The following is a 25,253-nucleotide window of genomic DNA, read 5'->3' as shown; positions in this document are numbered from 1 at the left end:
CACTACCCGCATGCTCTCGAGGCTGAGTTCACTCCCGAGAAGGTCTCTCCATGCTGCAAGGACTGCGCAATTGAAGCGCAGGTTTGCGTGTCGATCGGAAAGGGCCGCGACCCGCTTTAGCAGTATTTGTCGAGTCTTCTGTGGTGATCTGAACTGGACTCGGTCGCGCTCGATATTCTCGAATCCAAAGAAGCCAGTTTACTCGCGTTTCAGTGGCTCGAAGATTCGTGAAATATCCCGATGAACTACCAACCCCTTGTTTCTTCAATGGGGTGCGGGATCGCTTCCCTTCGAGATGCCAGGGAAGCTCTCGAGGGTGATGGTGACCGCTTCCTTCGCATGGGGTGCGAATATTTCGCGAGGCGTATCCGTATACTCTCCTCGCCACACTTCCTGGTTCCGACGTAGCTCGGTCACGCGTATCGTAAGCCGACCGCGCTCGTAGAACTTGACCTCATGGTTTGTGGCCTGAATTTCATACGAAGGCGAAGTGTGAAGGCTGTTCAAGGTTTCGATCGCTTGGATCTGACTGATCACGTGCTTCTCTCTTCCCACCCTCAACCGTGCGCCGACGCCCAGGTCTGCGCCCTGCCTTTGGTAGTGGAAGCCGCGCTTGGCGAACTCCCGAACGATTTGCTCCCAAACGAGGCGGCTGAGTTCGCGCTCGCTCTCGCTGCGATCTCGGTCGTCGTCGCTGGGGATTGGGAACCAACTCCAGGTCGAGTACTGCGAGAAGTCCGCCGCGGGGTCGCGCTCAACCTGCAGGATTGCCTTCGTGGCGCAGCCGTAGGCTAGCGTCGCCAAGACCGTTACGATGAGAACTCGATTGGTTCGTCGTCGGTCCACCCGCACGGTACGAGAGTTGGAGATCTGCATCGGATCCCCTCCTGCCATCGAGGCCATCAGGGTCGCCGATTCCGGCATCTCTGACAACGCCAACCGGACAATCTGCTTCGGAGTTGGCTCGAGGCGAGCTTTCCATCAGCTTGCCATTGCCAAGGCAAGCCATTCCTACATCGTGCACCTGCTCGCGTGTTTCTTGCCATGAGAAGATTACACACCGGTCGCAATCTCCTGAGTCTCCAAGTTTTCGCGGCTCCAAGCCGGCTCGATTTAATGTGAGGCCTGCTTGATTTAGAGAAGCAAGCTGCCGATTAGCTGCGTGGAACTGAAGGGTGCTCTGGGAATGATCTCGTGGCGATCCTTGGATCTCCGAATGGAGCCTCCCGATGCAGCTGGATTTCGCGGCGGATGTTCGGGCCCGAATCGTAGCTAGCCTGGCCGCCTCGGCGCTGGCGCTAGCCGCCCAGGTCCCCTTCTTTCGCGTCGCCGATGCGCCCATTCCAGTTTCACTGATCGCTGCGAATGGCGCGGCCATTCTTCTTTACTGTGTTGTGACTGCGATCATCACCCGCAAGAGCCTGGCGGCCTGGGCCGCGGTCTTGTTGGTGAGCCCGGCTGCGTTCGCGCTGGTACCGCGTATTGGGTCTCGTGCGGGATCACTCACGCTGGTTGTCATCTTTGCGATCGTGATTGTGGGAAGCGCAATCATGGCTCGTCTCATGCGATCCGGCGCCGCGCCGTTGGTTGCGGCTCCCATCGGATCATTTCTGGGTGCTGCACTGTTGTGGTTCCAACTCGAACACTTTCGCGGCGTCTCGAACATCGATCTTGCAACTGTGGCGGTGCTCGGCCTGGTCGGTCTGAGCGGAGCGGCGATCGTTGTTGGGGCGGGGCGAGTTGCGGCCTTATCGCGTCTGCCCAGCACCGGGACTTCCCTCGTCGTTGTCGCGTTTGCGCTTTCGCCGGCTTTCCTGGCTGGGTTTGTCGAGATCGAGAAGATCGAGAGCCTGACCCCGGCCGGCGTTCGCGCGGGCACCAGCGCACCGCCGCCCGTCGTACTCATCGTGCTGGACACGGTGCGCGCAGACCACCTCGCCGCCTATGGGTATTCGCGGGACACCATGCCCGCACTCGAAAATTTCTTTCGCGAATACGGGTTGCCGCCGCTGCGCAGCGTCGCCAACGCACCTTGGTCCCTGCCCACCCACGCTTCGATCTTCACGGGTCTTTATCCGCCCCGGCATGGCGCGCACATGGGTTTTCTGGATGACCCCGATCAGACAATCAACTTCTTACCGCTTCCCGAACTGACCGCTGCGGGTGAAGAGATGCCCACGCTGGCCTCGACGCTCACCGATGCGGGCTACTGGACGGTGGCGATCGCTGGGAACTACGGATGCCTGTCGCCCAGCTACGGCCTCGCGCGCGGGTTTCACGAATACACGGCGGAGAAGGATTCGCTCCACAGCATGCGGGAGCGAACGCCTTGGCGGCTGGCGACGGACACACAATGGCATGCCGCCGCGCTGAGCCACATCCCGCCGTTCTCTGCCTTGAACTTTTTCGGGCCAGATGTTCCGTACCGCAGGGCGGACCAGATCACTGATTCGGCGATCCAGGTGATCGATGACGTGGAGGACAGCGCGCTCTTTCTATTTCTCAACTACCTCGACGCCCACTCCCCCTACTTTCCCCCACCGCCCTACACGAATTATTTCGCCGGCGTTCAAGACGATATGCCGGTTCCCATCGAGCAGCAGTACTACCAACACATTGCCTACGCGGAGAATCGCGTAGCCGCGCAACACGAAATCGATCACGTCACGGCCCTTTACGATGGTGAGCTTCGCTTCCTGGACGCCCAGCTAGAGCGCTTGTTCGCTCGCTTGAAGCGGCATCCGCGTTTTGAGGAGATGCTGATCATTGTCACCTCGGATCACGGCGAAGCACTCGGAGAACACGGGGACTATGGGCACGATGTCAGCCTCTATCGCGATCAACTCGAGGTGCCGCTGTTCATCAAGTTGGGATCCGGCGGGCCCGAAGGGCTGCCAGCCGGCGCAATGCAGAGTGTCGATCTATTCCCGTTGGTTCTCGCGCACGCGGGCGTCGAGGCGCCTGCGGGTATCGACGGCCTGGCTTGGGGAGAGCAGCGCAGCGAAATGCTTTCCTGGCTCTATGTTTACCGACATGGTGTCGAACACTTCGGCGAACGATTCAATCGTGAACTTCGCAGCGTGGAGACAGCGGGATTCAAACTGATCGAATCCACCAATGAATCCCCCAAACTCTTCGAGGTCCTCGGCGATCCTTCTGAACTCGAAGATCTAGCCGGCCGAAAAGCCGAACAAGTTGCAACAATGCGCGCAACCCTCGGTCCGCGCATTGGCTACGCGGAAGCCGGCGGCGGCCCGCGCGCGCAACCTTCCGAGGAAACACTCGATGCGCTTCGTGCCCTCGGGTATATCCAATAGGAATTGACACCGGAAAATGGGCGTCGTTCCGTCTTGGCTGCTGAAAATTCTTCATTAACAGGAACGGCTCTCTCGTTGTTGGTTTCACACAAGGCGCAATATCGTCTTTTTCACAAAATTGCGGCTTGCGCCGCGTCCCGATAGTCTCCGCAATTCACTGTGCATGTGTCGAAATCGTCCGTCTAAGCGAATCGGAGACGTAGGAATGGCCGACTCTCGAGCGCTTCCATTGCGCGACGCGATCGAAGCGGGATTTGGAACCTGGGCCCGGTGGGCCATGGCCCATGCCGCCATTGTCCTGGTGGGTTGCTCACTGGTGGTCACGGGGCTCCTGCTTCAGTTGCCCCGCCTCGAAATCGACATCTCGGATGAAGGATTCCTCCGGCCAGGGGATCCCGTGCGCGTTGCCTACAACGCGTTCAATCGCCAATTTGGAGACGGTCAGGCGGTCATCGTCGCGATTGAGCCGCCCGAAATATTCGATGTGGCATTTCTCGAGTGGCTCACGGATTTTCATCGAGATATGGAGGAAGTGGCCCAATTAGAGAAAGTCACGAGTCTCATCAACGCGCGGAACACCTTTGGTCGCGACGACGAATTGGTGGTCGAAGATCTCCTCGAAACGATCCCGACGACGCCGGCGGAGTTAGCTGCGCTGCGTGAGCGCGTATTGGCGAATCCGCTTTATCTCAACGCGCTCATATCAGTCGATGGGAGTGCGACGGTGCTCGTAGCCAAGTTCGATCGCTATTCCTCGCTAGCGGATGGGACCGCGGGCGACGACGTGCTCGCGGGTTTTGGGGAGGAGGGCGCCGAGGAGTTTCGCACGCAAGAAGAGACAATGAAGATTGCTGACGAGGTGAACCTTGTCATCGAGCGGCATCGCGTCGAAGGCTACGAGATGTTCGTGACCGGTGGTCCCATTTTCGATGCTTGGATCTTTTGTCAAATGCAGGACGATATCCTGGTCAGTATTGTTTCGTCGAGCTTCGTCATTGCCCTGTTGCTCTTTGTCTTGTTTCGCCGCATCTCGGGAGTCTTGATTCCGCTCGTCCTCGTTGCCCTGTCGCTCCTATGCTCGGGAGGCACAATGGCTCTGTTGGGGATTCCGGTCACGCTGCCGATCCAGGTTCTACCCTCATTTTTGCTCGCGGTGGGGGTATGTGGTGCGGTTCACATCCTTGTACTCGTGTATCGCGGGCTCGACCGCGGACAGTGCAGCGAGGATGCCGTCGCTTATGCAATGGCACACGCAGGCCTTCCTGTCTTCATGGCCGGACTCACCACCGCCGGCGGACTGCTTTCGTTTTCGACCGCGGAGCTGGCTCCCGTGGGACACTTCGGAATCGTGGGGCCAATCGGGGTGATGTTCACGATCTTCTTTACGCTGGTAGCCCTGCCTCCGTTGATCGGACTCCTGCGCCTGAAGGGCCGGGGGCGTTTGAGCGATCTCGAAGCGCGTGGTCTATCGGACCGAGTGCTGGCCGCTGCAGGGAGGTTGGCGATCCAGCGACCCAAGTTCGTAGTTGCCGTGGGTGTCGGGTTGGTGGCTCTGGCGCTGGCGGGGATCACGCAGCTGAGATTTTCTCATCATCCGGTCGACTGGATTCCAGATGAGAGTCCTCTCCACGAGGCATTGGATTATGTGAATGATCGCATGGGAGGATCGGGGGATCTCCAGATCCTGCTCAGGACGCCCGGGGTCGAGAACGGATTTCAAGATCCCGATGTGCTCGTGCGACTCGATCGGCTGAAGACGGTGCTTCTTGACTTGGAGGTAGACGGCCTCGAGACCAGCCATGTTACGTCCATTGCCGATATCGTGAAGGAGACCCACCAGGCATTGAATGAGAATCGGGCTGAGTTTTATGTCATTCCGGAAAATCCCGAACTCACCGCCCAGGAGTTGTTGCTGTTCGAAAACTCGGGATCCGAGGATCTCGCGGACTTCGTGGATTCGCAGTTCTCCATGGCGAGTTTTAGTATACGTATCCCCTGGGTCGATTCGGTCGATACCCTGGGTTTCATCGATGCCGTGGAGGCGCGGGCGTTCGAGATCGTAGGGGATAAGGTCGAGGTGGTCCTGACCGGGGGCACTGTCATCTTCTCGCGAATCATGACCGCTGTGATCTACAGCATGGCCCAGTCTTATTTACTCGCGCTCGCGATCATTACGCCGATGATGATTCTCATGATTGGAGATCTTCGCGGCGGACTTCTTAGCATGGTCCCCAATCTCTTCCCCATCATCCTCACCCTGGGCTTGATGGGCTGGTGCGATTTTCCCCTCGACTTTTCGAGCATGATGATTGGCGCCATAGTGCTCGGGATTGCGGTCGACGACACGATCCACTTCATGCACGTCTTCCAGCGCAACTACCGCATGACGGGCGATCCCAAGATCGCCGTGACCGACACCCTGGTGACAACAGGGCGAGCGATCCTGTTTACGTCGATCGTACTTTGCGTGGGTTTCTCCGGCTTCATGCTGGCCACCATGGAGAACCTCGTCGCCACGGGGGTACTGACCTGCTTTGCAATCGCCGCGGCTTTTGTGGCCGATATCCTGCTGGCCCCCGCGATTGCGGTGCTCGTGATGCCAAAACGCGAGAAGCCGCTCATTTCTGCGTGAGACCTGACTCGAGGTTTCGAGGGGCACACGTTCGCCCGGCTGCACCGAACGACTGGGCAGTGGGTGCGGTAAGCTGCGAGAGCCAGCATCTGACGTACATCCGTCGAGGAGGATCCGATGTCGACATTCACGCTTCTCGAAAGAGACAGCGCGCACGAGGTTTCCGCGACGATCTCCAATGGACGGGTGCGGATACCCGCCGCTGAGGTGCGGGGCGCACTCGGTTGGGAGCTGAAGCCAGAAGGCCTGTGTCGGGCGGATGTCTGCGTTCCCGTTTCGGATGCGTCCACGCTCTCCACTGCGGAGGGCATTGACCTCCAGATGCTCGCCGAAGCAATCGGCAGGCCGCTGGCCCTGGACGCTGGGGAAGCTGCCGCTGCGCTGGGTACTGCCCTCGCGGATCGCGTGGAGGAGCTCGCGGGTCTAGCTGCGCCGGATTTCTCGCTGCCCGACCTCGAGGGCACGCTTCACTCGCTCTCCGATCACCGGGGCAAGAAGGTTTTGCTGATCGCTTACGCGTCCTGGTGAGGCTGCCGCGAAGATCTGCCGGTCTGGCAGGCCTTATACGAAGAACTCGGTGACGAAGGGTTCGTTCCGATTACCGTCGCGCTTGATCGCTCTGCCGACGATCCGCGTTCGTATATTGAGGGCGCGAGGCCGACGCATCCGAGCCTGATCGATACCGCCCACGTGATCGCGGAGCTCTATCACATTGTCAACGTGCCGACGATGATCTGGATCGACGAGAGTGGAACCGTGGTGCGCCCAAATGACGCGCAATTCGGAACCGATACCTTCACACAGTTTCATGGGAAGAAGTCCGAGCCCTATCTGGAAATGATTCGTGCATGGGTGCGCGAAGGCGCGGGGGAGCTTTCTCCCGACGAGGTTCGGGCGAATCGCTTGCCGCCGACAACGGAGAGTCAGCTCGCCCGGGCCGAACGGCGGCTCGCTACTCATTTGAACGAGCAAGGGCGCGAGAAGGCGGCCGAGCAACACTTTGTCCGGGCAGGCGAGCTTGCGCCAAAGGACTGGACGATCCGACGCGGCTCGATGCCGATGCGCGGCATGAATCCCTTTGGTCCCGAGTTCTTTGATCTCTTTGCAGAAGGCGCTCCTGTGTATCCAATGGATGCGCTGACACCGACGAGCGCTGGGTCTGGTGATTCGAACGAGTCCAATGAGTCGGGCGACTGAAGAGTCGGCTCGGCGATCCATGGAGGGTAGGACAACGGCCGATCAATTCCGAATCTTTGGTAGCGAGATCTCCCCCTACTCGGTCAAGGTTCGTTCGTACTTCCGATACAAGGGCATTCCCCACGAATGGATCGAGCGCAGCAATGCGGTGATGGACGAATACAAGAAGTACGCAAAGCTTCCGCTGATCCCGGCGGTGGCTACACCCGAGGATGTAGGGCTGCAGGATTCGACCCTGATCATTGAGCGTTTGGAGTCGAGCTTTCCCGAACCGCCAATTGATCCGAAAAATCTTGCTCTCGCGTTTCTCTCGGCCCTGATCGAGGAATTTGCGGACGAGTGGGGCAATAAGTGGATGTTCCACTATCGCTGGGCTCGCCCGCTGGATCAGGATTCGGCCGCTGATCGAATTGCACGGAGCTTGATGCCCGATCTCGACGCTGGACAATACGAAGGGATCGCGGCCAAGATCAAGGCTCGCATGATCACTCGCGGCGGTTATGTGGGTTCGAACGAGCAGACTGCGCCGCAGATCGAGTCGACCTTCAAGGAATTCGTGTTGCAGTTGGACGCTCATCTTGCGGGTCGTTCGTTTCTCTTCGGCCAGTGCCCTTCGCTGGGCGATTTCGGTCTTTGGGGGCAGCTCTACAGCGCGTGGACGGACCCGACCTGCAACGAAATCATCGAAGCCGACGGAGCGAATATCGTGCCGTGGATCGAACGCATGCTCGATCCGAAAGCATCCGGCAATTTCGAAGACTGGGATGCGCTTGCGCCGACCTTGATGCCGATCTTGCGGGATCATGTCGGCGGACTCTTTCTGCCCTGGACGGACGCGAACGCCAAAGCGCTCGAGGGCGGAGAGAGCGAATACCATGTTGAACTGCGTTGTGGGACGTGGCGCCAAAGCCCGCAGAAATATCACGCGCGCTCGTTGGCAATGCTGCGCGCGCGATATGCTGCGGTCGACGATCGGACTGAATTGGACGGGATTCTGGCTGAGGCCGCCTGTCTAAAGTGGCTGGCGGTCTGACGTGCCCTGGATGAAGTCGTTGACGACCTGCGCGAGGTCTTCCCCCTTATCCTCTTGCAAGAAGTGGCCGGCACCCACGATGGTCGTATGAGGTTGATCACGGGAGCCCGGTACGACGTCGAAAGAATCTTTGGCTTGAGCCGTGATGGGATCGCCATCACTGAACGCCTTGAGGAAGGGCTTGTCGAATCGCCGCAGTACCTCCCACGCGGCGCGATTCGCCGAGGCGGCGGGATCGTCGGGGCTCGTAGGAACCAACATCGGAAAGATGCGAGCGCCGGCCTTGTAGGAATCATCGGGAAAGGGAGCGTCATAGGCGGCGCAAATCTCGGGCGTGAGTTCGTTTTGCGTCGCAGCGTTCAAGATCTTTCCAGCGATGAAATCAGGAACTTCCTGGGAGTACTTCCGCCATGCCTCGAAGGCCGGGCCCGGGGGTTGATCGCCGGTGGGCAGGAGCGTATTGGCGACGACGACGCGACTGAAGCGATCCGGATGCTCGGCCACCAGGCGGAGTCCGATCAGGCCTCCCCAATCCTGTCCCACGAGTGTGATTCGCGATAGATCGAGTCGATCGAAGAGCAGCGTCCGCATCCACTCGACGTGACGCTCGTAGCTATAATCCGCCCGATCGACGGGCTTGTCCGACCGCCCGAAGCCCACCAGATCTGGAGCGATGACGCGATGCCCCGCACCGGCCACGATTGGAATCATCTTGCGATAGAGATAACTCCAAGAGGGTTCGCCGTGCATCATCAAGACCGGATCGGCGCTCGCATCCCCTTCATCGAGATAGTGAACCCGCAGATCTTTTAGCTCGGCATAGTTTGGTGCAAAGTCATAACCCGGCAAGTTTTCGAAACGCTCGTCCGGCGTTCGCTTTACCTTCATTGTTTTATCCTCCTCACGAGTACGGGAAAGGCTAGCGCGCAGCGACGAATCTCGATGTCACTTCGCTAAAATTCTCATCCGAACGATCTGATCGAAACGCTCGACGAGTTGCGCAATTCCACGCGACGGATCTCCTTCGGAAACCGCTTTGAGCGTCTCGTTCTGGAAAGTCCAGTTGATCTACTCACGAAGCTCCGATGGCCAACTCGGAGTCACCAGGACCACCGCATCCTGGTATTCCCTCGCCATGAACACCAGGAGACCATCGCTGATCTCCGAGCGATTGAGGCCGGTTTTTTGAAACAGGCGCGATGCGTATTGCGCAAGCTGCGCTTCACCCGCTGCTTCGGCCGGCAGCCCTTCGGGCGAGTTCAGTCGAGATAGGGTTCGAGGTAGCGGATGAGCATGTGCCGCGTCTCGCTGATGATCTCGTCCGAATGTTCCTGTTCGCTAAAAGCTGCCAGGGATGTCATCGAGTCGAGTGTCTCGTTGAAGCAGCGGCACATTGCGTAAAGCTGCTTGGGGGGAAGCTTTACGCCCCGCATGCGCATCGCATCCATCATGCCGCGTGCCCACTCGTCGTCCATTCGATCCTGCAGCGCCAGGATTTCGGGGACGGTGGTCATCCAGCCCATGTGGAGGCGGGCCCCCGGACGGTCACGGGTCCACGCCAACAGGTCGTCAATCCAAATGCTGACCAGTTCGCGCCAGTCGCGTTTGGGATCGCCGAACTCCGAATTCCGCATCACCCGCTCCTCAAAATCCTCATTGAGGTGAATGATGAGCGCAGTGAGGATGCCGAGCTTGTTGGGGAAGTAGCGGTAGATCGTTCGGATGCGGATATCCGCCCGTTCCGCCAATAGATTCGTTGTGAAACCGACCACACCCACTTCGTCTATCAGCTCTGCGGCCGCTTCGAGAATCAGATGCACCGTCTCTCTGGAGCGTTTCTGGACCGGTTGCGAACGAAGTTCGATCTGATCGATGTCTTTGAGCGGTTGTTGGGTCTTCGGTCTTGAATGCTCTGTCATACGCCCGCCTCTCCCTGCTTCGTGGAGCTGCCTTCGTCGAGGCGCGCGTCGCAACCAGGGAGAAGCTTCGACTGGTGAGCCCCGGCCCGATTTCTTCTGCGCGATGAATCAAATTCCTGTGACTCTTAATCACGTAGAGTAGCAAATCCGGAGTGGATAGTCGGATCGCGGCTCTACAACGATTGGCCCGCCTGGGATCAAGATGAACGGAAATAGGAAAAACTCAGACGGGAGGGTGAGCGCAAACGCTCAGATCGCTTCAAGCCTCGCAATCTCCATTGTGACAGTTGTCCCCTTGCCTTCATGGGAGTGGACGTAAAGCGACCCACCGTGCTGCTCCATGATGCCGTGGGCCACGCTCAACCCCAGGCCCGTGCCGCCCTCATCGCGTCTCGTCGTGTAGAAGGGATCGAAGGCGTGCTCTCGCGTCTCGTCCGTCATGCCCGCGCCCTGGTCTACTACGCTCAGCCTCATGAGCTCTCCGACGCAAGACAGATTTAATTCTACCCGAGACCCGCTATCGCTCGCTTCGATCGCGTTGCGCAGCAGGTTGACGATCACCTGCTCCAACTCGATCGCATTCCCCAACACGTTGGATGCCCCGAGCCGACTCTCGATCTGGCACTTGATCTCGACGTTCGACCGGGTTGCATAGTGGCCGGCGAGCTTTGCCGAACGCAGCACGATGTCGACCATGTCCACCGCACGCTTCTGGGATGTCTCATCCCGTGAGAATCGCAAAACGCTTCTGACGATCTCCGCGCAGCGTCGCAGCTGTTGGAGAATGCTCCTCAGAGCATCCTCAGAGTTGGTCTTGTTGCGCAGGAGCAGAGCGTCGTCCGCTTGCAGTTGCATGATTCCGAGGGGGTTGTTGAGTTCGTGGGCGAGGCCCGCGGCGAGGGTGCCGAGGGACGCCAGGCGGTCTGATCTGTGCAGCGCCTGGCGCGACTTCTCCAGCTCGTGAGTTCGCTCGGCGACCAACACTTCAAGTTGTCCTCGGTGAATTGCCAAGCGGCGTTGGGATTGCCCTAGTTCGATTTGAATTGTGCGTAGCTCGACGTTCTGGGCCGCGAGTTCGCGATTGATCTTCTCCAGTGCAGATTGGCTGCGCGACGCCTTGACCCGAAGCCGACTTTCGAGACGATGGCCCCACCAGTTGCGCATGGCGAGCGCACCGATGAAGACGAGCGAAGCAGTTATGGCATAGGGGGTCAGGCTTGCGACGAGTCGGTCGCGCTGTGCCAGGGCTACCACGAGGACTCCCGCGAAGGCGAGGGGCGGAAGCAGGCTTTCCCACTGCTTTGCCAATGCCTCGCTCTCGGCGGAGCGCGCAACCGCCGCATTCTCGTCTTTCATGTGGCGCTGCTCGAAGCCAGCCCAAATGATGAACGATGCACAGATCAGAATTAGGCCGCTCGAGAGAGAACTCACTCGATATCCATCCCCCACCAAGTCACTGATGAAGATGAAGTTGGCCAGCGCGTTGAAGCAGAGGCCGATGAAGATGAGCGACATGATCTGACGCCGGCGTCCCCGGCTATGGAGCGACAGGACGATCAACGCGAACAGGGATGCGGAGACGTAGAAGGTCCCGTGCAATACCGTGATGTCCGCGAGGTAGGTTGGTATCGTCCCGCCGAGAAAGTCCACGTTGGCGAAGATGTACATGAGCAGGGTTGCGGAAAAAATAATCCCAAGGTTGCCAATCTGGATGAATGCATCGTCTGTCGATGGAATTCGAATACGGTAATACCAGGTTCCGAGGATGAAGCTGATGGGAAACCCGGCATAACATGCGTCCAGGAGGACGAACGCGGGTATTGCAACGCTCAGAGACGAGTCCCAGACTCCCCACATCAAGTCTCCGGCAAGCAAACTCGAGCAACCGAAGCCGAAGAGGCGCCAGGCTCTACGCTGGCTTCCCACCAGCTTCGCAGACGTGCGGAAGCATTCGCAAGCGGCTACCAGCGAGAAGACGGGAAAGGTGGCGGAGACCCACCAGGGAGTTTGCTCGTGCGCACTGCCGAGCCAAAACAACCACTCCGAGAAGACGAGCGCGGCAAAGAGCGAAACCAGGAGCAGAAGACGGAGCCACACGACGGAGGTGGAGTCCAGTTCCTGCGCATCGCGCGCGACCAGATCTCCCGTCATGCCATTTCATACTCCGTAGTGCGGAGGTGCATCACGGAGGGGCCCCTCACCCCTCAACAGGAGCCATATTAGGCAAATCAGGAGAGCCCGCCTCCCCGCATAACGCGCAATATAGAGCTGGATTTGTTCGAGTCGAGGGACGGAAGGGTAGTTGTGGAACAACATGGATAGAACGTTGGCGGCAACACCCCCTATCCTGATAACAAGCTGGGACGTCGTTGACGAACTGCGACACCAACTGCGTCGCGACGAGCCTGAGCGGGTCTTCGCAAAAAACGGAAGGAAAAGTCCATGTCTGTAGACAACATCTCTCTGTCCAATGTCGATTTCCTGGTCGACAAGAGCGCCTGGCACAAGACTCGTTTTGTCGAGAACCCGATCCCTGCGGACATCGCGCCCGGCCAGGTGCTCTTCCGAGTCGACCGCTTCGCTTTCACGGCCAACAACATCAGCTACGCCGGGGCGGGCGACCTGCTCAAGTATTGGAACTTCTTTCCCACCGAACCGGGCTGGGGAAGACTGCCGACGATGGGCTTTGCTGATGTGATTGCCTCCAACTACGAGGGCGTATCGGTCGGCACGCGCTGCTTCGGTTTCTACCCGATGTCGAAATATCTGTTGATCGAACCGTCCTCGGCATCTCCGACATCGATCGTAGACGGCGTGGCCCACCGAGCAGACATCGCTCCTGCTTACAGCCAATATCGACCCACCGAAACCGATCCGACTTATTCCGCACAGTACGAAGACGAGTTGATGCTGACCCGCGGACTCTTCTTGACATCTTTTCTGGCTGACGATTTTCTCGCAGAGAGCAACCACTACGGTGCAACCTCCGTGTTGATTTCGAGCGCCTCGAGCAAGACCTCCATCGCACTGGCTTTTCGCGTGGCGGAGCAAGGTCAAGCCAAAGCAATTGGGCTGACATCCGCGCGGAATCTCGAGTTCGTGGAGAGCACTGGGTTCTACGACCGAGTGCTGACGTATGACGCGATCGGCTCGCTGCCGACTGACGAACCGAGCGTCTTTGTCGACATGGCGGGAAACATCAAAATTTCACGCGAGATTCACGAACACCTCGGATCGAGTCTCAAGTACAGCATGAGCATCGGAGCCACCCACTGGGACGCGGGCGGTGGAGACCGAGACTTCTCGGGCCCCAAGCGAGAGTTCTTCTTCGCACCCTCTCAGATTCAAAAGCGCGTGGCCGAATGGGGGCCCCAGGAGTTCCAGGACCGACTCGGGGCTTCGCTTCAGGCGTTCGTCGAGTCAACCCACAAGTGGCTGCGGGTCGAGCGCGCCTACGGTCGAGATGGGGTGGAGAGGGTCTACCAGGCCACCCTCCAGGGCAGCGCGCGCCCGGATCAGGGCAACGTCCTGTCGCTTTGGGACGATGAACAGGCGGCCTCTGGCAGCTGACGCGTCGAGCGAGACAGCCGCGAAGAATTCTCTATTTTCGGCTCTGCTTCACATTGACGACGAGCTTCATCCTGGGATGAATGCCGCAACGAATCGTCGCAGTGCCTGGCGAGTTCATGACGATCGACGTATCGCCGCCTGGCTTCTGACGGATCGAACTAAAGATGAAGTCAGCGTCCAGCGAGTACGTGTGGTGTATCACGGAGTCTTCGTTCTTGAAGACAAGTCGGTCACCGACGACAAGCGTGACGATCCTGCGGGAGAAGGCCTTGTCCTTCTGGACCACGACCACGTCCTCCGCCTGGGCGGTGCCCACGACAATCATCAATATGCTTGCCCTCAGCAGCGTTTGTTTCTTCATGCTCTCATTTTTTCAGATTCGCGCAAAGGGAAGCTCCTAGGACCAGATCGACATGCGGTGTGAGCTAAACGATCAGGAAAAGAGTGAAGATTTCCGGGCGGTATTTTCTGGAGCGTGACGACCCGCCCGAATAGGTTGATCGTGATGCGTCGAGAGCGAAGCACCGGCAGCCATGGGCCGAAGTCGAGTACGGCCCCGCCCATCCCGAAGAGCGCAGGTACGCGCGCGGGAGCCGCTGGAGGGTAAAGCCCCTTCTCGATCGATTTCCCGAGAGACCCGGATGAACAACCTACCTGGCGACCACTCCTAGAAGCCGCCTTTTCAACCGGATAGCAGCTTCGCGTGGTGGGCGATGTGGTCTTCCATGAATGTCGCGATGAAGTAGTAGCTGTGGTCGTAACCTTCCTGGTAACGCAGGGTCAGGCTGATGTTGGCGGCATCGCATGCCTCGCGAAATTGTTCAGGCTTGAGTTGGCTTTCGAGAAAATTGTCGGCGCTGCCCTGATCGATCAAGATCTCGGAGTTCCAACGATTGTGCGCGATCAATTCCGTCGCGTCGTATTCCTTCCAAGCCTCGCGGTCTGGGCCCAGGTATCCCCCAAATGCCTTTTCGCCCCATGGACACTGGCTCGGAGCAACGATGGGCGCGAATGCGGAAACCGACTGGTAGCGCTCCGGATTTCGCAACGCGATTACCAGGGCGCCGTGGCCCCCCATGGAGTGGCCGAAGATTCCCTGCCTCGTGGAGTCCGCGGGAAAGTTCGCTTCGATGAGCTTCGGGAGTTCATCCACTACGTAGCTGTACATCCGGTAGTTTTGAGACCACGGATCCTGTGTTGCGTCCACGTAGAAACCGGCTCCCGAGCCGAAGTCGTAGCTTTCGTGTTCACCGGAAAAATCGGTGCCTCGAGGACTCGTGTCGGGAGCAACCAAGATCATTCCCGCGCTTGCGGCGAAGCGCTGGGCACCGGCCTTGACCGTCACGTTCTCCCAACTGCAGGTGAGGCCCGATAAATAGGTGAGCACCGGAACCGGTCCCTCCTGGGCCTGGGGTGGCACAAAGACCGCAAATTCCATGTCGCAGTCTGTTGCCTCGGACGCGTGCCGGTAAACCCCCTGCACGCCGCCGAACATTTTCGCTTCGCTGATCGTCTCCAAGTCTTCCTCCAAAGTCTTTTGTATTGTGGCGAGATGTTACGACATGAGAATCGAAATCACTTCTTTCTGCTGATCTGGGCCGCGACCTCCCTGGTGCACAGGCTTGACGGTTCCCGCCTGGGCGGGGATGCCGAAGGAGGGGATGCAGAGATCTTTGAACCCAATCCCTGGTTGCTGCGAAAATTCCTCGCCTTCCGCAGGTTGCCAAACGCAGAGGAGCCGATGCCGTGCAGGTGGTAGCTGTAGTGTTGGCAAATGCATTCCGTTGTCCAGATCAACTTGCCGACGTACACTCGGCTTGATTGTCCTTACTCCCCAAACCAGGATTTCTTTGGCTGTTGGGAGTGTTGATGCAAATGGAGCAAGCGACGCAGCGTCTGATGATTCGAAATGAAACGGAATTGTGTTCGTGAGTGAGCGTGGTCCGATCCTGATCAACGCGGTATCGCAGGTATTTGGCGGTGGCGTGGTGGTGGCGCAAAACCTGACCGCGAAGATGGCCGAGTTGCGGCCCGACGATCGGCTGATTCTCGTCAGCTCATTGGATGAAGTTGCCGAATTTTCGTATCCGGAAAATGTCGAGGTGTGTCATCTGCCTGCGCTGCTCTCGCGCCCGAATCGTTGGTATTACGAGCAGCGGCACCTGCCGGCGGTGATTGCTGAGCGAGGTGCCCGCGCGATACTCAATCTGGGCGGCTTCGCGTGTGCGCGAGCGAAGGTTCCGCAATTGGGAGTCTGGCAAAACCCGCATATCTATACGCCTACTCCGATCGCGCAACCGCTTGGGTTGCGTCTGTATGCGGCGATTCAGCGCGTCGTTGCGCGCCTGTCGCTCAGCAAGAATGTTCAAAATATATTCCTCACCGAGGCGTCGATCACGGATGCGCGCAGCTGGTGGCCGATGGATGAGATTGCCCATACGGTGATCAACAACGGCGTGGATCGAGGTCGCATCGTCAAGCGCAATGCGCGGCCATCGGCAGAGCGCGATAATACGGTGCTGTCGATCGGTCATCTCTATTACCACAAGAATTACGAAGCGATGATTGACGCGATTGCCTGCTATCGCGATCGCTATGGCGATGATCTCGAACTCGAGATCGTGGGCTCGCGCTGGGATGAGGCGTATTCAAAATCTCTCGATCAGCGCATCATCGACCGGAAAGTCGGCGATCTCGTGACCCTGTCCGGAACTGCGACCGCTGAGGAAGTGGCCAGCAAGCTAGACCGGGCCGGCGTCTACTTGATCACCTCGCGGCTCGAGACCTTCGGCTTGACGACGCTCGAGGCGATGGGCTCGGGTCTGCCGGTGGTCGTTGCCGACGCGAGTTGTCTGCCGGAAGTGGCGGGCGACGCGGCGCTCTACTGCGATCCGAACGACCCCAATGACATCGCCGAAAAATTGCATCGCGTGTTGTCGGATCCGTCCTTGCAAGCAGATCTGCGCGAGCGCGGCTTTGCGCGGGTCGAGGAATTTTCTTGGGACCGCGCGGCCGAGCGCTATTGGGAAGAGATTGACCGCGCGATTCGCGGTGGTTTGGATTGAGGCAATGTCGACGACAATTCAAACTGAGTTGGGCTATTTGATCCCGTCAACGGAGAAGCCAATCTATATCGCGTCTGAAGCTGGGGCGGATGCGCGGTTGGATATCTCGGCGAAGTTCGCATCCCATGCGGTCACGATCCATGACGCCCGGGAAATGAAACCTGCCCCCACACTGGATCGGGAAGGGTTTCGCCTGATCAGGCATGACACATCGGTCTCTGATTTTTATGACGATGCAGAAGTCAGTGAGGTGTATGAACGCGAGGCTGAAAACCTGGTGCTGCAGGCGACCGGGGCCTCTCATGTTGTCGTGTTCGATAACACGCGCCGTTCTGATGCCACGGATATACGTGGCGCCCGCAATGTTCGCGAGCCGTCTGCGGTAATTCACAACGACTACTCGGATGCCTCTGCTCTCCGGCGGGCTCGTGATATCTTGTCCGATCAGGAAGCTGATGCCCGCTTGCAGCACCGCTTTGCCATCGTCAACGTCTGGCGCTCCATCGCCGGGCCGGTGCTTACCACGCCGCTGGCCATCTGTGATGCAAGGACCATTCGCGATGCCGACCTTGTCGCCAGTGAACGTCGCGCAAAAGACAGAATCGGCGAGTTGCAACTCGTAATCCACAACCCCGACCACCGCTGGTATTGGTTTTCCGCCATGACACCTGGCGAAGTGGTGCTGATCAAAACCTTCGATTCCAGTCTGGACGGCCCGGCCCGGAGGGCAATCCACGCCGCATTTGTCAACCCAGATGCTCCCGCCGATGCCGCACCGCGTGAGAGCATTGAAACGCGGGTTCTAGTATTCTTCGACTAGACGTATCGGCCGGCGCGATTGCCGAAGGCGCGGCCTACCCGAAAACACGGTGTCGAATCTCGGCATCATAATGTTTAGTTTCTTGACTACTGCGGAGTTTGAAGTCATGTCCTCCACCACCCGATCCCAGACCGAAGCCAAAGCCGAAAGCGTATTGGAAGCGCAGGCCCCGGCATTTTCGATCGAGGAAGCCGAAGCACTCGCCCAGCAGGCCTTCGACATCCAGGCGTCCGCACAGCTACTGGTCAGCGAGCGGGATCAGAACTTTCGATTGCGCGCCAAGGATGGGAGCGAGTGGGTTCTCAAGATCGCGAATCCTGCTGAGAATCCGGCGCTGCTAGACATGCAGACTCAGGCGCTGCTGCACATCGCCCAGATGGACCCGAGCCTGGGGATTCCCCGGGTCAAGGCGACTCCCGGCGGCGCGCTGTTTCATGAAGTCGACGGTTCAGACGGGCGGCGTTTCATCACCCGGGTGCTCAGCTTTCTACCGGGTCAATTGCTCGATGAAGCCATGCTACACCCGGCGCTCGGGCGCGATGTCGGGGCCACGGCTGCGCGCCTGGCCCGGGCCCTGCGCGGCTTCTTTCATCCCGTGGCTCGCCACGAACTGCTCTGGGATCTCACCCAGGCGCCGGGGCTGCGCAAGCGAACTCACCTCATCGAAGAACCCGGACGCCGCCGCGTTGTCGAGGAGGTTCTCGATCACTTCGAAGCGGAGGTGCTTCCAAGACTAAAGACGCTGCGCGCGCAGGTTATCCACAACGATGTCAGCTGTATGAACACCCTCGTTGACGGAAACCGCGTAACAGGCGTCATCGACTTTGGTGATCTCATTCACGCACCGCTGGTCTGTGATCTCGCGGTGCCGATTTCAGAGTTGATCGGCAAACACCCAGATCCCATCGCTACCGCGGCAGAGATCACGGCGGGCTATCACGCCGTTACCGCGTTGGAGGACGAAGAACTTCGCCTGATTTTCGATCTCGTAGCCACCCGATGTGCGATGTCCGTCGCCGTTGCGAACTGGCGCGTATGCGATCACCCGGAAAACACCGATTACATCATGGCGGGGGTCCAGGAGACCGGGGAACTGCTCGAAAGAATGAGCGGGTGGGGGGCAGAGCGCATGTACACGGCACTTCGCCGCGCCTGCGCGACGCCGGTCTCCATCGCGGTTTCGGATTTTGCCGCGACCTCGTCAAGCGAAGACGATCTGCAATCGCTCATCGAGCGGCGCCGGCAACGTCTCGGGCCGGAATTGGAACTCTCCTACGACAACCCTGTTCACGTCGTGCGTGGCGAGGGGGTGTGGCTCATCGATTCAACGGGGCGCTCGCTTCTCGACGCGTACAACAACGTCCCCTCAGTCGGACATTGTCATCCCACCGTCGTGCAGGCCCTCGCCCGACAAGCCGCGACACTGAACACCAACACGCGTTACATCTATAAATCCGTCATTGAGTACGCGGATCGCCTCACCGCAACCATGCCCGGCGATCTTTCGGTCTGCATGTTCGTATGCTCGGGAAGCGAAGCCAACGATCTCGCCTGGCGTCTCGCCAAAGCGCACACGGGGAACTCCGGCGGCATCGTGATGGAGGACGCCTATCACGGCACCACCGACGCGATTTACGAATTCTCCCCCGCCGAATTCGGCGAAGGCAGACCGCTGGCCGCGCACATTGCCACGGTCCTCGCACCGGATGGTTACCGAGGAAAATTCCGCAGGGACGATCCACGATACGCTAACCACTACGCGGCATGTTTAGACAACGCCATCGCGTCCCTAGATAGCCGGGGCTTTGCGCCCGCCATGTTCCTTCTCGACCTGATCCTCGCCTCCAATGGCGTCATCGTTTCGCCTCCGGGCTACCTCTCCGCAGCCTTCGAAAAAGTCCGTGCGGCCGGAGGGCTGTGCGTGGCCGATGAAGTGCAGTCGGGTTTCGGACGAACCGGCGATCACTTCTGGGGATTCCAAGCCCACGACGTGGTTCCAGACATCGTCACTCTCGGGAAACCAATCGGGAATGGACTTTCGATGGCCGCGGTGGTGACAACACCCGCAATCGTGGCGTCGCTCATGAAAGAATGCGAATTCTTCAGTACAACGGGCGGCAACCCGGTGTCGTGTGCGGTGGGGCTCGCGGTTCTCGATGTGTTGGAAGAAGAAGGGTTGCAAGAGCGCGCGGCACGGGTCGGCGCAGTGCTTCGTGCGAAGATCGAAGAGCTCGCAGAGCAACATCCCCTGATCGGAGATGTGCGAGGGGCCGGCCTGTTCATCGGCGTGGAATTGGTGCGCGATCGTTCGACCCTCGAACCGGCGGCGAAAGAGGCCCGCGCCATCGTCAATCGAATGCGAGATTTAGGGGTGCTCGTGGGACGCGAGGGCCGCTACGGCAACGTGTTGAAAATCCGCCCCCCTTTGGTCTTCGACGAGAACCATGTCCAACAACTCATAGCCGCACTCGATCAAGCCCTTCGGGAGCTCTAGCGGCCCTGCGAAAACAGCAATTGGAATCATGGTAATAGGAGATCCCCATGGCGGGTGTCGAAGGACGAGTTGCACTGGTGACGGGTGCGGGCAGTGCAGACGGGATCGGGTTCGCAATCGCACGCTTGCTCAGGGCCAAGGGCGCAAAGGTCGCCATCACATCGACGACGGATCGGATCTTCGAGCGGCTCGAGGAACTGGGTGGCGGTCACGACCAAACCTTTGCAAAGACCGCAGATCTCACGGATTCTGCCTTGGTCGCGTCCTTGATCGAGGCAGTCGAGGATGCGCTCGGTCCGATCGATATCGTGGTCAACAACGCGGGCATGGTGCAGGTCGGCCGAGATGAACCGTGGTCGCCGTTGCTCGAAACCTCGGACGAAAGCTGGCGCTACCTGATCGACATCAACCTGACGAGTGTATTCCTCGTGACCAAGGCCCTGCTTCCTGGGATGATCGAGCGCAAATACGGTCGAATCGTGCAAATGTCATCGGTCACGGGTCCGGTGGTCGGCATTCCGGGAGGTGCCGCCTATGGCGCCGCAAAGGCCGGCCTGCTCGGCATGGCCCGGTCGCTTGCCATCGAAGCCGGTCCACATGTGACCGTCAACTGCATCGGGCCGGGATGGATCAAGACCGCGGTCAGCGAAGAGGACGACATCCTCGCCGGTCGCCACACACCGGCGGGCCGGGCGGGTACACCGGAAGAAGTAGGCCACGTCGCCGTGTTCCTCGCGAGCGAAGAGGCGAGTTACATCACCGGCCAACTCATCGTCGTAGACGGCGGCAACACCATTCAGGAATACAAGGTTGCGCTCTAGGAGCCTGCGCGGCAGAAGGCGCAGACTCCCAGGTTCCGTACCTCAATGGAGCAGGCTTCCGAACCCTTCTTCAGAAACGATCGGGTGAGAAGGGTGCGATATCGAGGGACGGTTTCTCCCCTGTGACGATCTGCGCGATCAGTTCGCCCGTCATCGGACCCTGGGAGATCCCCGACATCCCGTGTCCCGTTGCCAGGATCAAGCCCGCGGTGCCGCGAGGTCGACCGATGATGGGGAGGTCGTCGGGAGTCAGGGGTCGGAGGCCGCGCCAGATTTCGATCGTCGGAGTGGGGGCGAGCCCGGGCATATAGGTGCGGGTGGCACGGGCCACCGCGTCGAGGCGGCGGCGATTGATGCGCAGGTCGAGTCCCGCCAGCTCGAGGGTGCCGCCCATGCGAAGCATCGCGCCCATCGGCGTGACGAAGACCTTGGCCTCGGCGAGCATGACCGGGGTTTCGGGATAATCTTCGGGGCGCTCGACGCTGATGCTGTAACCCTTGGCGGCTTGGACGGGCACACGCAGTCCCAGGCTGCGCGAAAGCTCCGGAGTCCATGCGCCTGCCGCGAGCACGACCTCGCTCGCAGTGAAGTCGCCGCGCGTGGTGCGGACACGGACCGGTGCGCGCCGCGACCACTCGATGTCCAACACTTCCGTGTTTGGCCGAATCGAAACCCCGCGTCGTTCGAGTAGAGCGGCGAGGTTGCGCACAAAGTCGCCCGGTGTGATGTGTGCATCCGCTGGAAGCTCGATCCCCCCGGCCAGATTCGGGCTGAGGGATCGATTTCGTTGACACAGCTCGTCGGCGCTCAGCCACTTTGCGCTCCCACCTTCGGCCTCCAGCAGGCGGAGGTCTTGCTCGGCTTCTGTCATCGCTTTGCGGGTACGGCACGCGATGATCAGCCCCTCCCGTTTGAATCCAAATTCCAGGCCGTCGATCGCTGCGAGCTTTTCGTACAATTCGAGGCTGGCGAGACTCAACGCCCGGCGCAGTCCATAGCTCCTGCGCATGTCGGTTTCATTGCATGCGGCTCGGAACTTCCACATCCAGCGCAAGAGAGAGAGGCTCGGGCGTGGCCGGATGTAGAGCGGGCTCTCCGGATCGATCAGCCAGGGCAACGATTCCCGAATGACCCCAGGACCTGGAATCGGTGAACTCTCGCTTGGGAAGATCCAGCCTCCATTGCCATGAGATGCCCCCGCGCAGATCTCACCGCGTTCCACGAGGGTGGTGCTCACGCCACGCTCTTGGAGCGCATAGGCGGTGCAGACGCCAATCACGCCCCCGCCTACGACCAGGACATCGGGATTCTGGGTCAATCCGGCTCCTCGGGATTTGAACGAAAGTCTTGCACTGACATGGGTTCGCGCAGTATACCGGGAGGGCGTACGCATCGCGCATCAGGTTTGTAATCTGTACTCAAGGAGGGCAGTAGCATGCAGGATCCCCAGGAAATCGCCGGCTTCACCCGCATGGAAGACGGCACCCGAGAGGACTATCAAATTATCGAGCGCGCCCAGGAACCCTTCGTGGCCGGGTTGCCCGACCGAATTCTCGCACACCTGCGCCTTCTCGATGGCAGCTTTGGGGGATTGAAGGTTGATCGCATGGTGCACAGTCTGCAGACGGCCACGCGTGCCCAGCGCGACGGGCGCGACGAAGAGTACGTCGTCTGTGCACTGTTGCACGACATCGGGGACATGCTGGCGTGTCACAACCACGCCGATATCGCGGCGGCGATCCTCAAACCCTTCGTTTCCGAGCAAAATCTCTGGATGGTCCAGATGCACGGGATCTTTCAGGGATACTATTTCTGGCACCACCTGGACGAGGATCGCAACGCCCGAGAGAAGTACCGAGACCACCCGCACTACGATCACGCCGCCGAATTCTGCGCGCTCTATGATCAGTGCTCGTTCGATCCAGCTTACGACACGCAACCCGTCGAGCACTTCGAACCGCTGGTGCGGCGCGTTCTGGCACAATCCAGATGGGACGAGTACCAGGACTAAGGGGTGAAACACTCCGCCATGGAAGATCCAGGCCGTGGCCAGGAGGGGGCGAGCCCTTCGTGAACGCCGCCATGGAACGCAATGTACGGCTGCTGATGGTTTTCGAAACCAGCCGCTATTTGTTGTTCTGGTTGCCGGTGTTCTTTTTGTATTTCTCCTCGATCCTGCCACTCGAGGACGTGTTGCTCCTCGAGGCGGTTTACTACTTCGGCCTGGTCTTGCTCGAGGTGCCCTCGGGTTGGTTTTCAGACCGAGTCGGTCGACGCGTCACGCTGTTGATCGCGATGGCGGCACAGACCGTCGGCGGCGTCTTGTTCGTCACAACCTCGTCACTCTTACCCTTCCTCGTGGGCCAGTTATGCCTGGCGGCCTCAGAGGCGTTTGTGTCGGGAACCAACAACGCGATGCTCTATGACTCACTGAGTGTGGTGGGTCGTGAACGTGAGATTGGCGCGCAGAGCGAAACGATGGTCAGTCGCGGGTTCTTGGGGCTCGCGATCTCGTCGCTGATTGGCGGAGTGCTGGCGGGGTTTGACATGCGCATCGCCTACGCCCTGGCTGCTGCTGCCGGTATCGCCGCTTTTGGCCTGGCATGGCGAATGGTCGAGCCCGCGCACCCGCCGGCAGCCGATGAGTCGGCTGATCGAGGTCAAGTGAGTTTCTTCAGCGTGTTCGGAAAGCTGCGCGATGGGACTCTGTTGTGGGTATTCGCTTTTGCCGTGGCGATGACGGTGTTCGACCATGTTCCGTACGAGTTCCTGCAACCCTACATTGGATTTCTGACGGCCGGCTACGGCCAGGGCGACTACGCGCCGACCCCCGCGGTGTCGGGCTGTCTGTTATGTGTGATGATGCTACTGGCATCGTGGTCGGCGACCCGGGCGATGGCCCTGAGCGACCGATTCGGCCGGGGACCGGCACTGCTGCTCTGCATGGCTCTGCAAGGCGCGATCATCGTCGGCATGATGCTGGTTTTGCACCCGGCGATCCTGCTGCTGATTGCCCTGCGCGCCGTGCCCATGGGTCTGTGGTATCCGATGATGAACGCGATCGTGCAGCCGAAGCTCGATCGTGGAATCCGTGCGACCTATCTCTCGCTGCAGAGCCTGGCCGGGAGCCTGGCATTCTCGGGCACACTCTTTTTGGCATCCTGGGCCGTCGGCGATGTCGCGACGCTGAACGTGGAGCTGATGTCGACGTTGCTGACGGTCTACGGCATCGGTGTGGTGGTCGTGCTGCTCGCACTGCTCGCCGGCATCGACAAGCTGCATCAGGATTGATGGGCACTACCGATCACAACCGTTATTGCTCGCGGAGTGCCTCGTTCAAGCGATTTGCATAGAAGGCGGGGTCTGCGTCGGTTTCGAGAACGAACTTCCCTTGGCCGTGGTTGCCGTGGCTGACGGTGTGGTTGGTGTGGTTGGCGTGGAGGCGATCCGTACTGGGCGCAGCGTGATCGTGACCGTGGGAAGCCTCAGCCGAGACGGCCGCTGAGCCAGCGACATTGTCAGTCGCGCAGCCAAGGCAGAGCCCGAGCAACAGCACCCCGAAAGCTTGGGGAATCCGATCGTACATGATGGCCTCCTTGTTGATGCGAAAAACATGCGTCTCCGTAATTCGCTGTTGATCAAGAGCCGGCAAACACCTCTTCCCGCCTGTGATCGCCGGCGTCGTGCTCCATTTCTCTACATTGAGCGAGTTCTGCCGTCATCCTGCCCTCGATATTTGCCGTGGCCGTGCTTTCGAAAAACCAGAACCCGGTAGTTTCGCGAAAGACTGACAACACCATCTTCAGGAGTAGGCTGGCAGCAGATTCAGATCTGAGGTTCTGCCCAGCTGCGTTCAGAAGCATGCTGGACTTCATCCCCGACATTCAAGTGGAATTCCCAGCCTGTAATATCTATTTTCGAAGCGCTGCTGCTAGAGGAGGGTACGCCGATGGTGTTCCGCCCTGTCTCCCTGATCGTAGTCGGGTTCCTGCTGGTTCTCGGGTCTGCTTGCGCAACGGACTATCTGTTTCTTGCCTCGAAGAGTGTCGAGGAGAAGCAGTACCAGAACGCCGTAGAGTTCCTGAAGGAAGGCGCAAGCAAAGGCGACGAGCGTTGCGATTACTATCCCGCAGTCCTGATGCTTTCCGGAAAGCTCGACGGCGAGCGCGATCCGGGAGCTGCAAGCGAATTGTTACACCGTGCGGCGACTGCAGGACATCCCGACGCACAGCTCAAACTTGGCCAACTCTATGATGTCGGAGATGGAGTTGACAGAGACCTGGCGAAAGCCGTCGAGTGGTACATCAAGGCGGCGAAAGCGGGGTTGCCCGCGGGTCAAGCGCAACTGGGTGTTCTGTACGAAGCGGGTAGAGGCGTCGCACAGG

General features: G+C 59.4%; 21 protein-coding genes. 13 read left to right on the top strand and 8 right to left on the bottom strand.

The annotated features are described in order from the left end of the window. Window positions 1–264: 264 nt before the first annotated feature. Complete coding sequence (locus IH881_14555; protein ID MCH7868915.1) at window positions 265–876, bottom strand: DUF4136 domain-containing protein; 612 nt, start codon at window positions 874–876, stop codon at window positions 265–267. 353 nt (window positions 877–1,229) lie between these two features. Between IH881_14555 and IH881_14550 the strand changes: the two genes are divergently transcribed. The 5 genes from IH881_14550 (at window position 1,230) to IH881_14530 (ending at window position 8,179) form a co-directional block, all read left to right on the top strand. After that, entirely contained in the window at window positions 1,230–3,317 is a 2,088-nt protein-coding gene (locus tag IH881_14550) for a sulfatase (protein MCH7868914.1), read from the top strand. 205 nt (window positions 3,318–3,522) lie between these two features. Beyond that, window positions 3,523–5,949, top strand: a complete 2,427-nt coding sequence (locus tag IH881_14545) for an MMPL family transporter (protein MCH7868913.1) — start codon at window positions 3,523–3,525, stop codon at window positions 5,947–5,949. 405 nt (window positions 5,950–6,354) lie between these two features. Continuing rightward, on the top strand, window positions 6,355–6,477 hold the full coding sequence (locus tag IH881_14540; protein ID MCH7868912.1) for a redoxin domain-containing protein: 123 nt from the start codon (window positions 6,355–6,357) through the stop codon (window positions 6,475–6,477). Between the two features lie 162 nt (window positions 6,478–6,639). Further along, window positions 6,640–7,146: a thioredoxin family protein gene (locus IH881_14535; GenBank protein ID MCH7868911.1), complete on the top strand. Its 507-nt coding sequence runs from the start codon at window positions 6,640–6,642 to the stop codon at window positions 7,144–7,146. Between the two features lie 19 nt (window positions 7,147–7,165). Further along, the gene (locus IH881_14530; protein MCH7868910.1) at window positions 7,166–8,179 is read left to right on the top strand and encodes a glutathione S-transferase; all 1,014 of its coding nucleotides are present in this window, start codon (window positions 7,166–7,168) and stop codon (window positions 8,177–8,179) included. On the opposite strand, the gene IH881_14525 is transcribed toward IH881_14530, so the two are convergent. The 3 genes from IH881_14525 to IH881_14515 all read right to left on the bottom strand — a co-directional run bounded on the left by IH881_14525 (window position 8,159) and on the right by IH881_14515 (window position 12,249). Then, entirely contained in the window at window positions 8,159–9,067 is a 909-nt protein-coding gene (locus tag IH881_14525; protein MCH7868909.1) for a haloalkane dehalogenase, read from the bottom strand. The genes IH881_14530 and IH881_14525 overlap by 21 nt on opposite strands. 371 nt (window positions 9,068–9,438) lie before the next feature. Continuing rightward, window positions 9,439–10,098 carry a TetR/AcrR family transcriptional regulator gene (locus IH881_14520; GenBank protein ID MCH7868908.1) on the bottom strand — a complete coding sequence of 220 codons (660 nt, stop codon included), beginning with the start codon at window positions 10,096–10,098 and terminating at the stop codon, window positions 9,439–9,441. Between the two features lie 249 nt (window positions 10,099–10,347). Further along, complete coding sequence (locus IH881_14515; GenBank protein MCH7868907.1) at window positions 10,348–12,249, bottom strand: HAMP domain-containing histidine kinase; 1,902 nt, start codon at window positions 12,247–12,249, stop codon at window positions 10,348–10,350. Between the two features lie 291 nt (window positions 12,250–12,540). On the opposite strand from IH881_14515, the gene IH881_14510 reads away from it, so the two are divergent. Next, a complete protein-coding gene (locus tag IH881_14510; GenBank protein ID MCH7868906.1) occupies window positions 12,541–13,668 on the top strand; it encodes a DUF2855 family protein in 1,128 nt (375 codons plus the stop codon). 31 nt (window positions 13,669–13,699) lie between these two features. On the opposite strand, the gene IH881_14505 is transcribed toward IH881_14510, so the two are convergent. Beyond that, a complete protein-coding gene (locus IH881_14505; protein MCH7868905.1) occupies window positions 13,700–14,029 on the bottom strand; it encodes a methylamine utilization protein in 330 nt (109 codons plus the stop codon). A 321-nt stretch (window positions 14,030–14,350) separates the two neighbouring features. After that, window positions 14,351–15,187: an S-formylglutathione hydrolase gene (gene fghA / locus IH881_14500; GenBank protein ID MCH7868904.1), complete on the bottom strand. Its 837-nt coding sequence runs from the start codon at window positions 15,185–15,187 to the stop codon at window positions 14,351–14,353. Window positions 15,188–15,596: 409 nt separating this feature from the next. Between fghA and IH881_14495 the strand changes: the two genes are divergently transcribed. The 4 genes from IH881_14495 (at window position 15,597) to IH881_14480 (ending at window position 20,868) form a co-directional block, all read left to right on the top strand. After that, entirely contained in the window at window positions 15,597–16,733 is a 1,137-nt protein-coding gene (locus tag IH881_14495; GenBank protein ID MCH7868903.1) for a glycosyltransferase family 4 protein, read from the top strand. A 4-nt stretch (window positions 16,734–16,737) separates the two neighbouring features. Further along, complete coding sequence (locus tag IH881_14490; GenBank protein MCH7868902.1) at window positions 16,738–17,553, top strand: methyltransferase; 816 nt, start codon at window positions 16,738–16,740, stop codon at window positions 17,551–17,553. Window positions 17,554–17,659: 106 nt separating this feature from the next. Next, complete coding sequence (locus IH881_14485) at window positions 17,660–20,047, top strand: aminotransferase class III-fold pyridoxal phosphate-dependent enzyme (GenBank protein MCH7868901.1); 2,388 nt, start codon at window positions 17,660–17,662, stop codon at window positions 20,045–20,047. A 47-nt stretch (window positions 20,048–20,094) separates the two neighbouring features. Continuing rightward, window positions 20,095–20,868, top strand: coding sequence for an SDR family oxidoreductase (locus IH881_14480; protein ID MCH7868900.1), 774 nt, complete (start codon window positions 20,095–20,097; stop codon window positions 20,866–20,868). A 70-nt stretch (window positions 20,869–20,938) separates the two neighbouring features. On the opposite strand, the gene IH881_14475 is transcribed toward IH881_14480, so the two are convergent. Continuing rightward, window positions 20,939–22,186 carry an FAD-dependent oxidoreductase gene (locus IH881_14475; protein MCH7868899.1) on the bottom strand — a complete coding sequence of 416 codons (1,248 nt, stop codon included), beginning with the start codon at window positions 22,184–22,186 and terminating at the stop codon, window positions 20,939–20,941. Window positions 22,187–22,303: 117 nt separating this feature from the next. On the opposite strand from IH881_14475, the gene IH881_14470 reads away from it, so the two are divergent. Together IH881_14470 and IH881_14465 are read left to right on the top strand one after the other, a co-directional pair. Continuing rightward, window positions 22,304–22,879, top strand: a complete 576-nt coding sequence (locus IH881_14470) for a phosphohydrolase (GenBank protein MCH7868898.1) — start codon at window positions 22,304–22,306, stop codon at window positions 22,877–22,879. A gap of 59 nt (window positions 22,880–22,938) precedes the next feature. Continuing rightward, window positions 22,939–24,159, top strand: a complete 1,221-nt coding sequence (locus IH881_14465) for an MFS transporter (GenBank protein ID MCH7868897.1) — start codon at window positions 22,939–22,941, stop codon at window positions 24,157–24,159. A gap of 22 nt (window positions 24,160–24,181) precedes the next feature. On the opposite strand, the gene IH881_14460 is transcribed toward IH881_14465, so the two are convergent. Continuing rightward, the gene (locus IH881_14460; protein ID MCH7868896.1) at window positions 24,182–24,520 is read right to left on the bottom strand and encodes a hypothetical protein; all 339 of its coding nucleotides are present in this window, start codon (window positions 24,518–24,520) and stop codon (window positions 24,182–24,184) included. A 297-nt stretch (window positions 24,521–24,817) separates the two neighbouring features. Between IH881_14460 and IH881_14455 the strand changes: the two genes are divergently transcribed. After that, window positions 24,818–25,253 (top strand): sel1 repeat family protein (locus IH881_14455; protein MCH7868895.1); only part of this gene is annotated, 436 nt, incomplete at its 3' end.

It is taken from the genome of Myxococcales bacterium (genome assembly GCA_022563535.1).
Lineage (GTDB): Bacteria > Myxococcota_A > UBA9160 > UBA9160 > UBA4427 > DUBZ01.
Note: the sequence above shows the minus strand (reverse complement) of the source record. Positions and strands in the feature narration are given on the sequence as shown.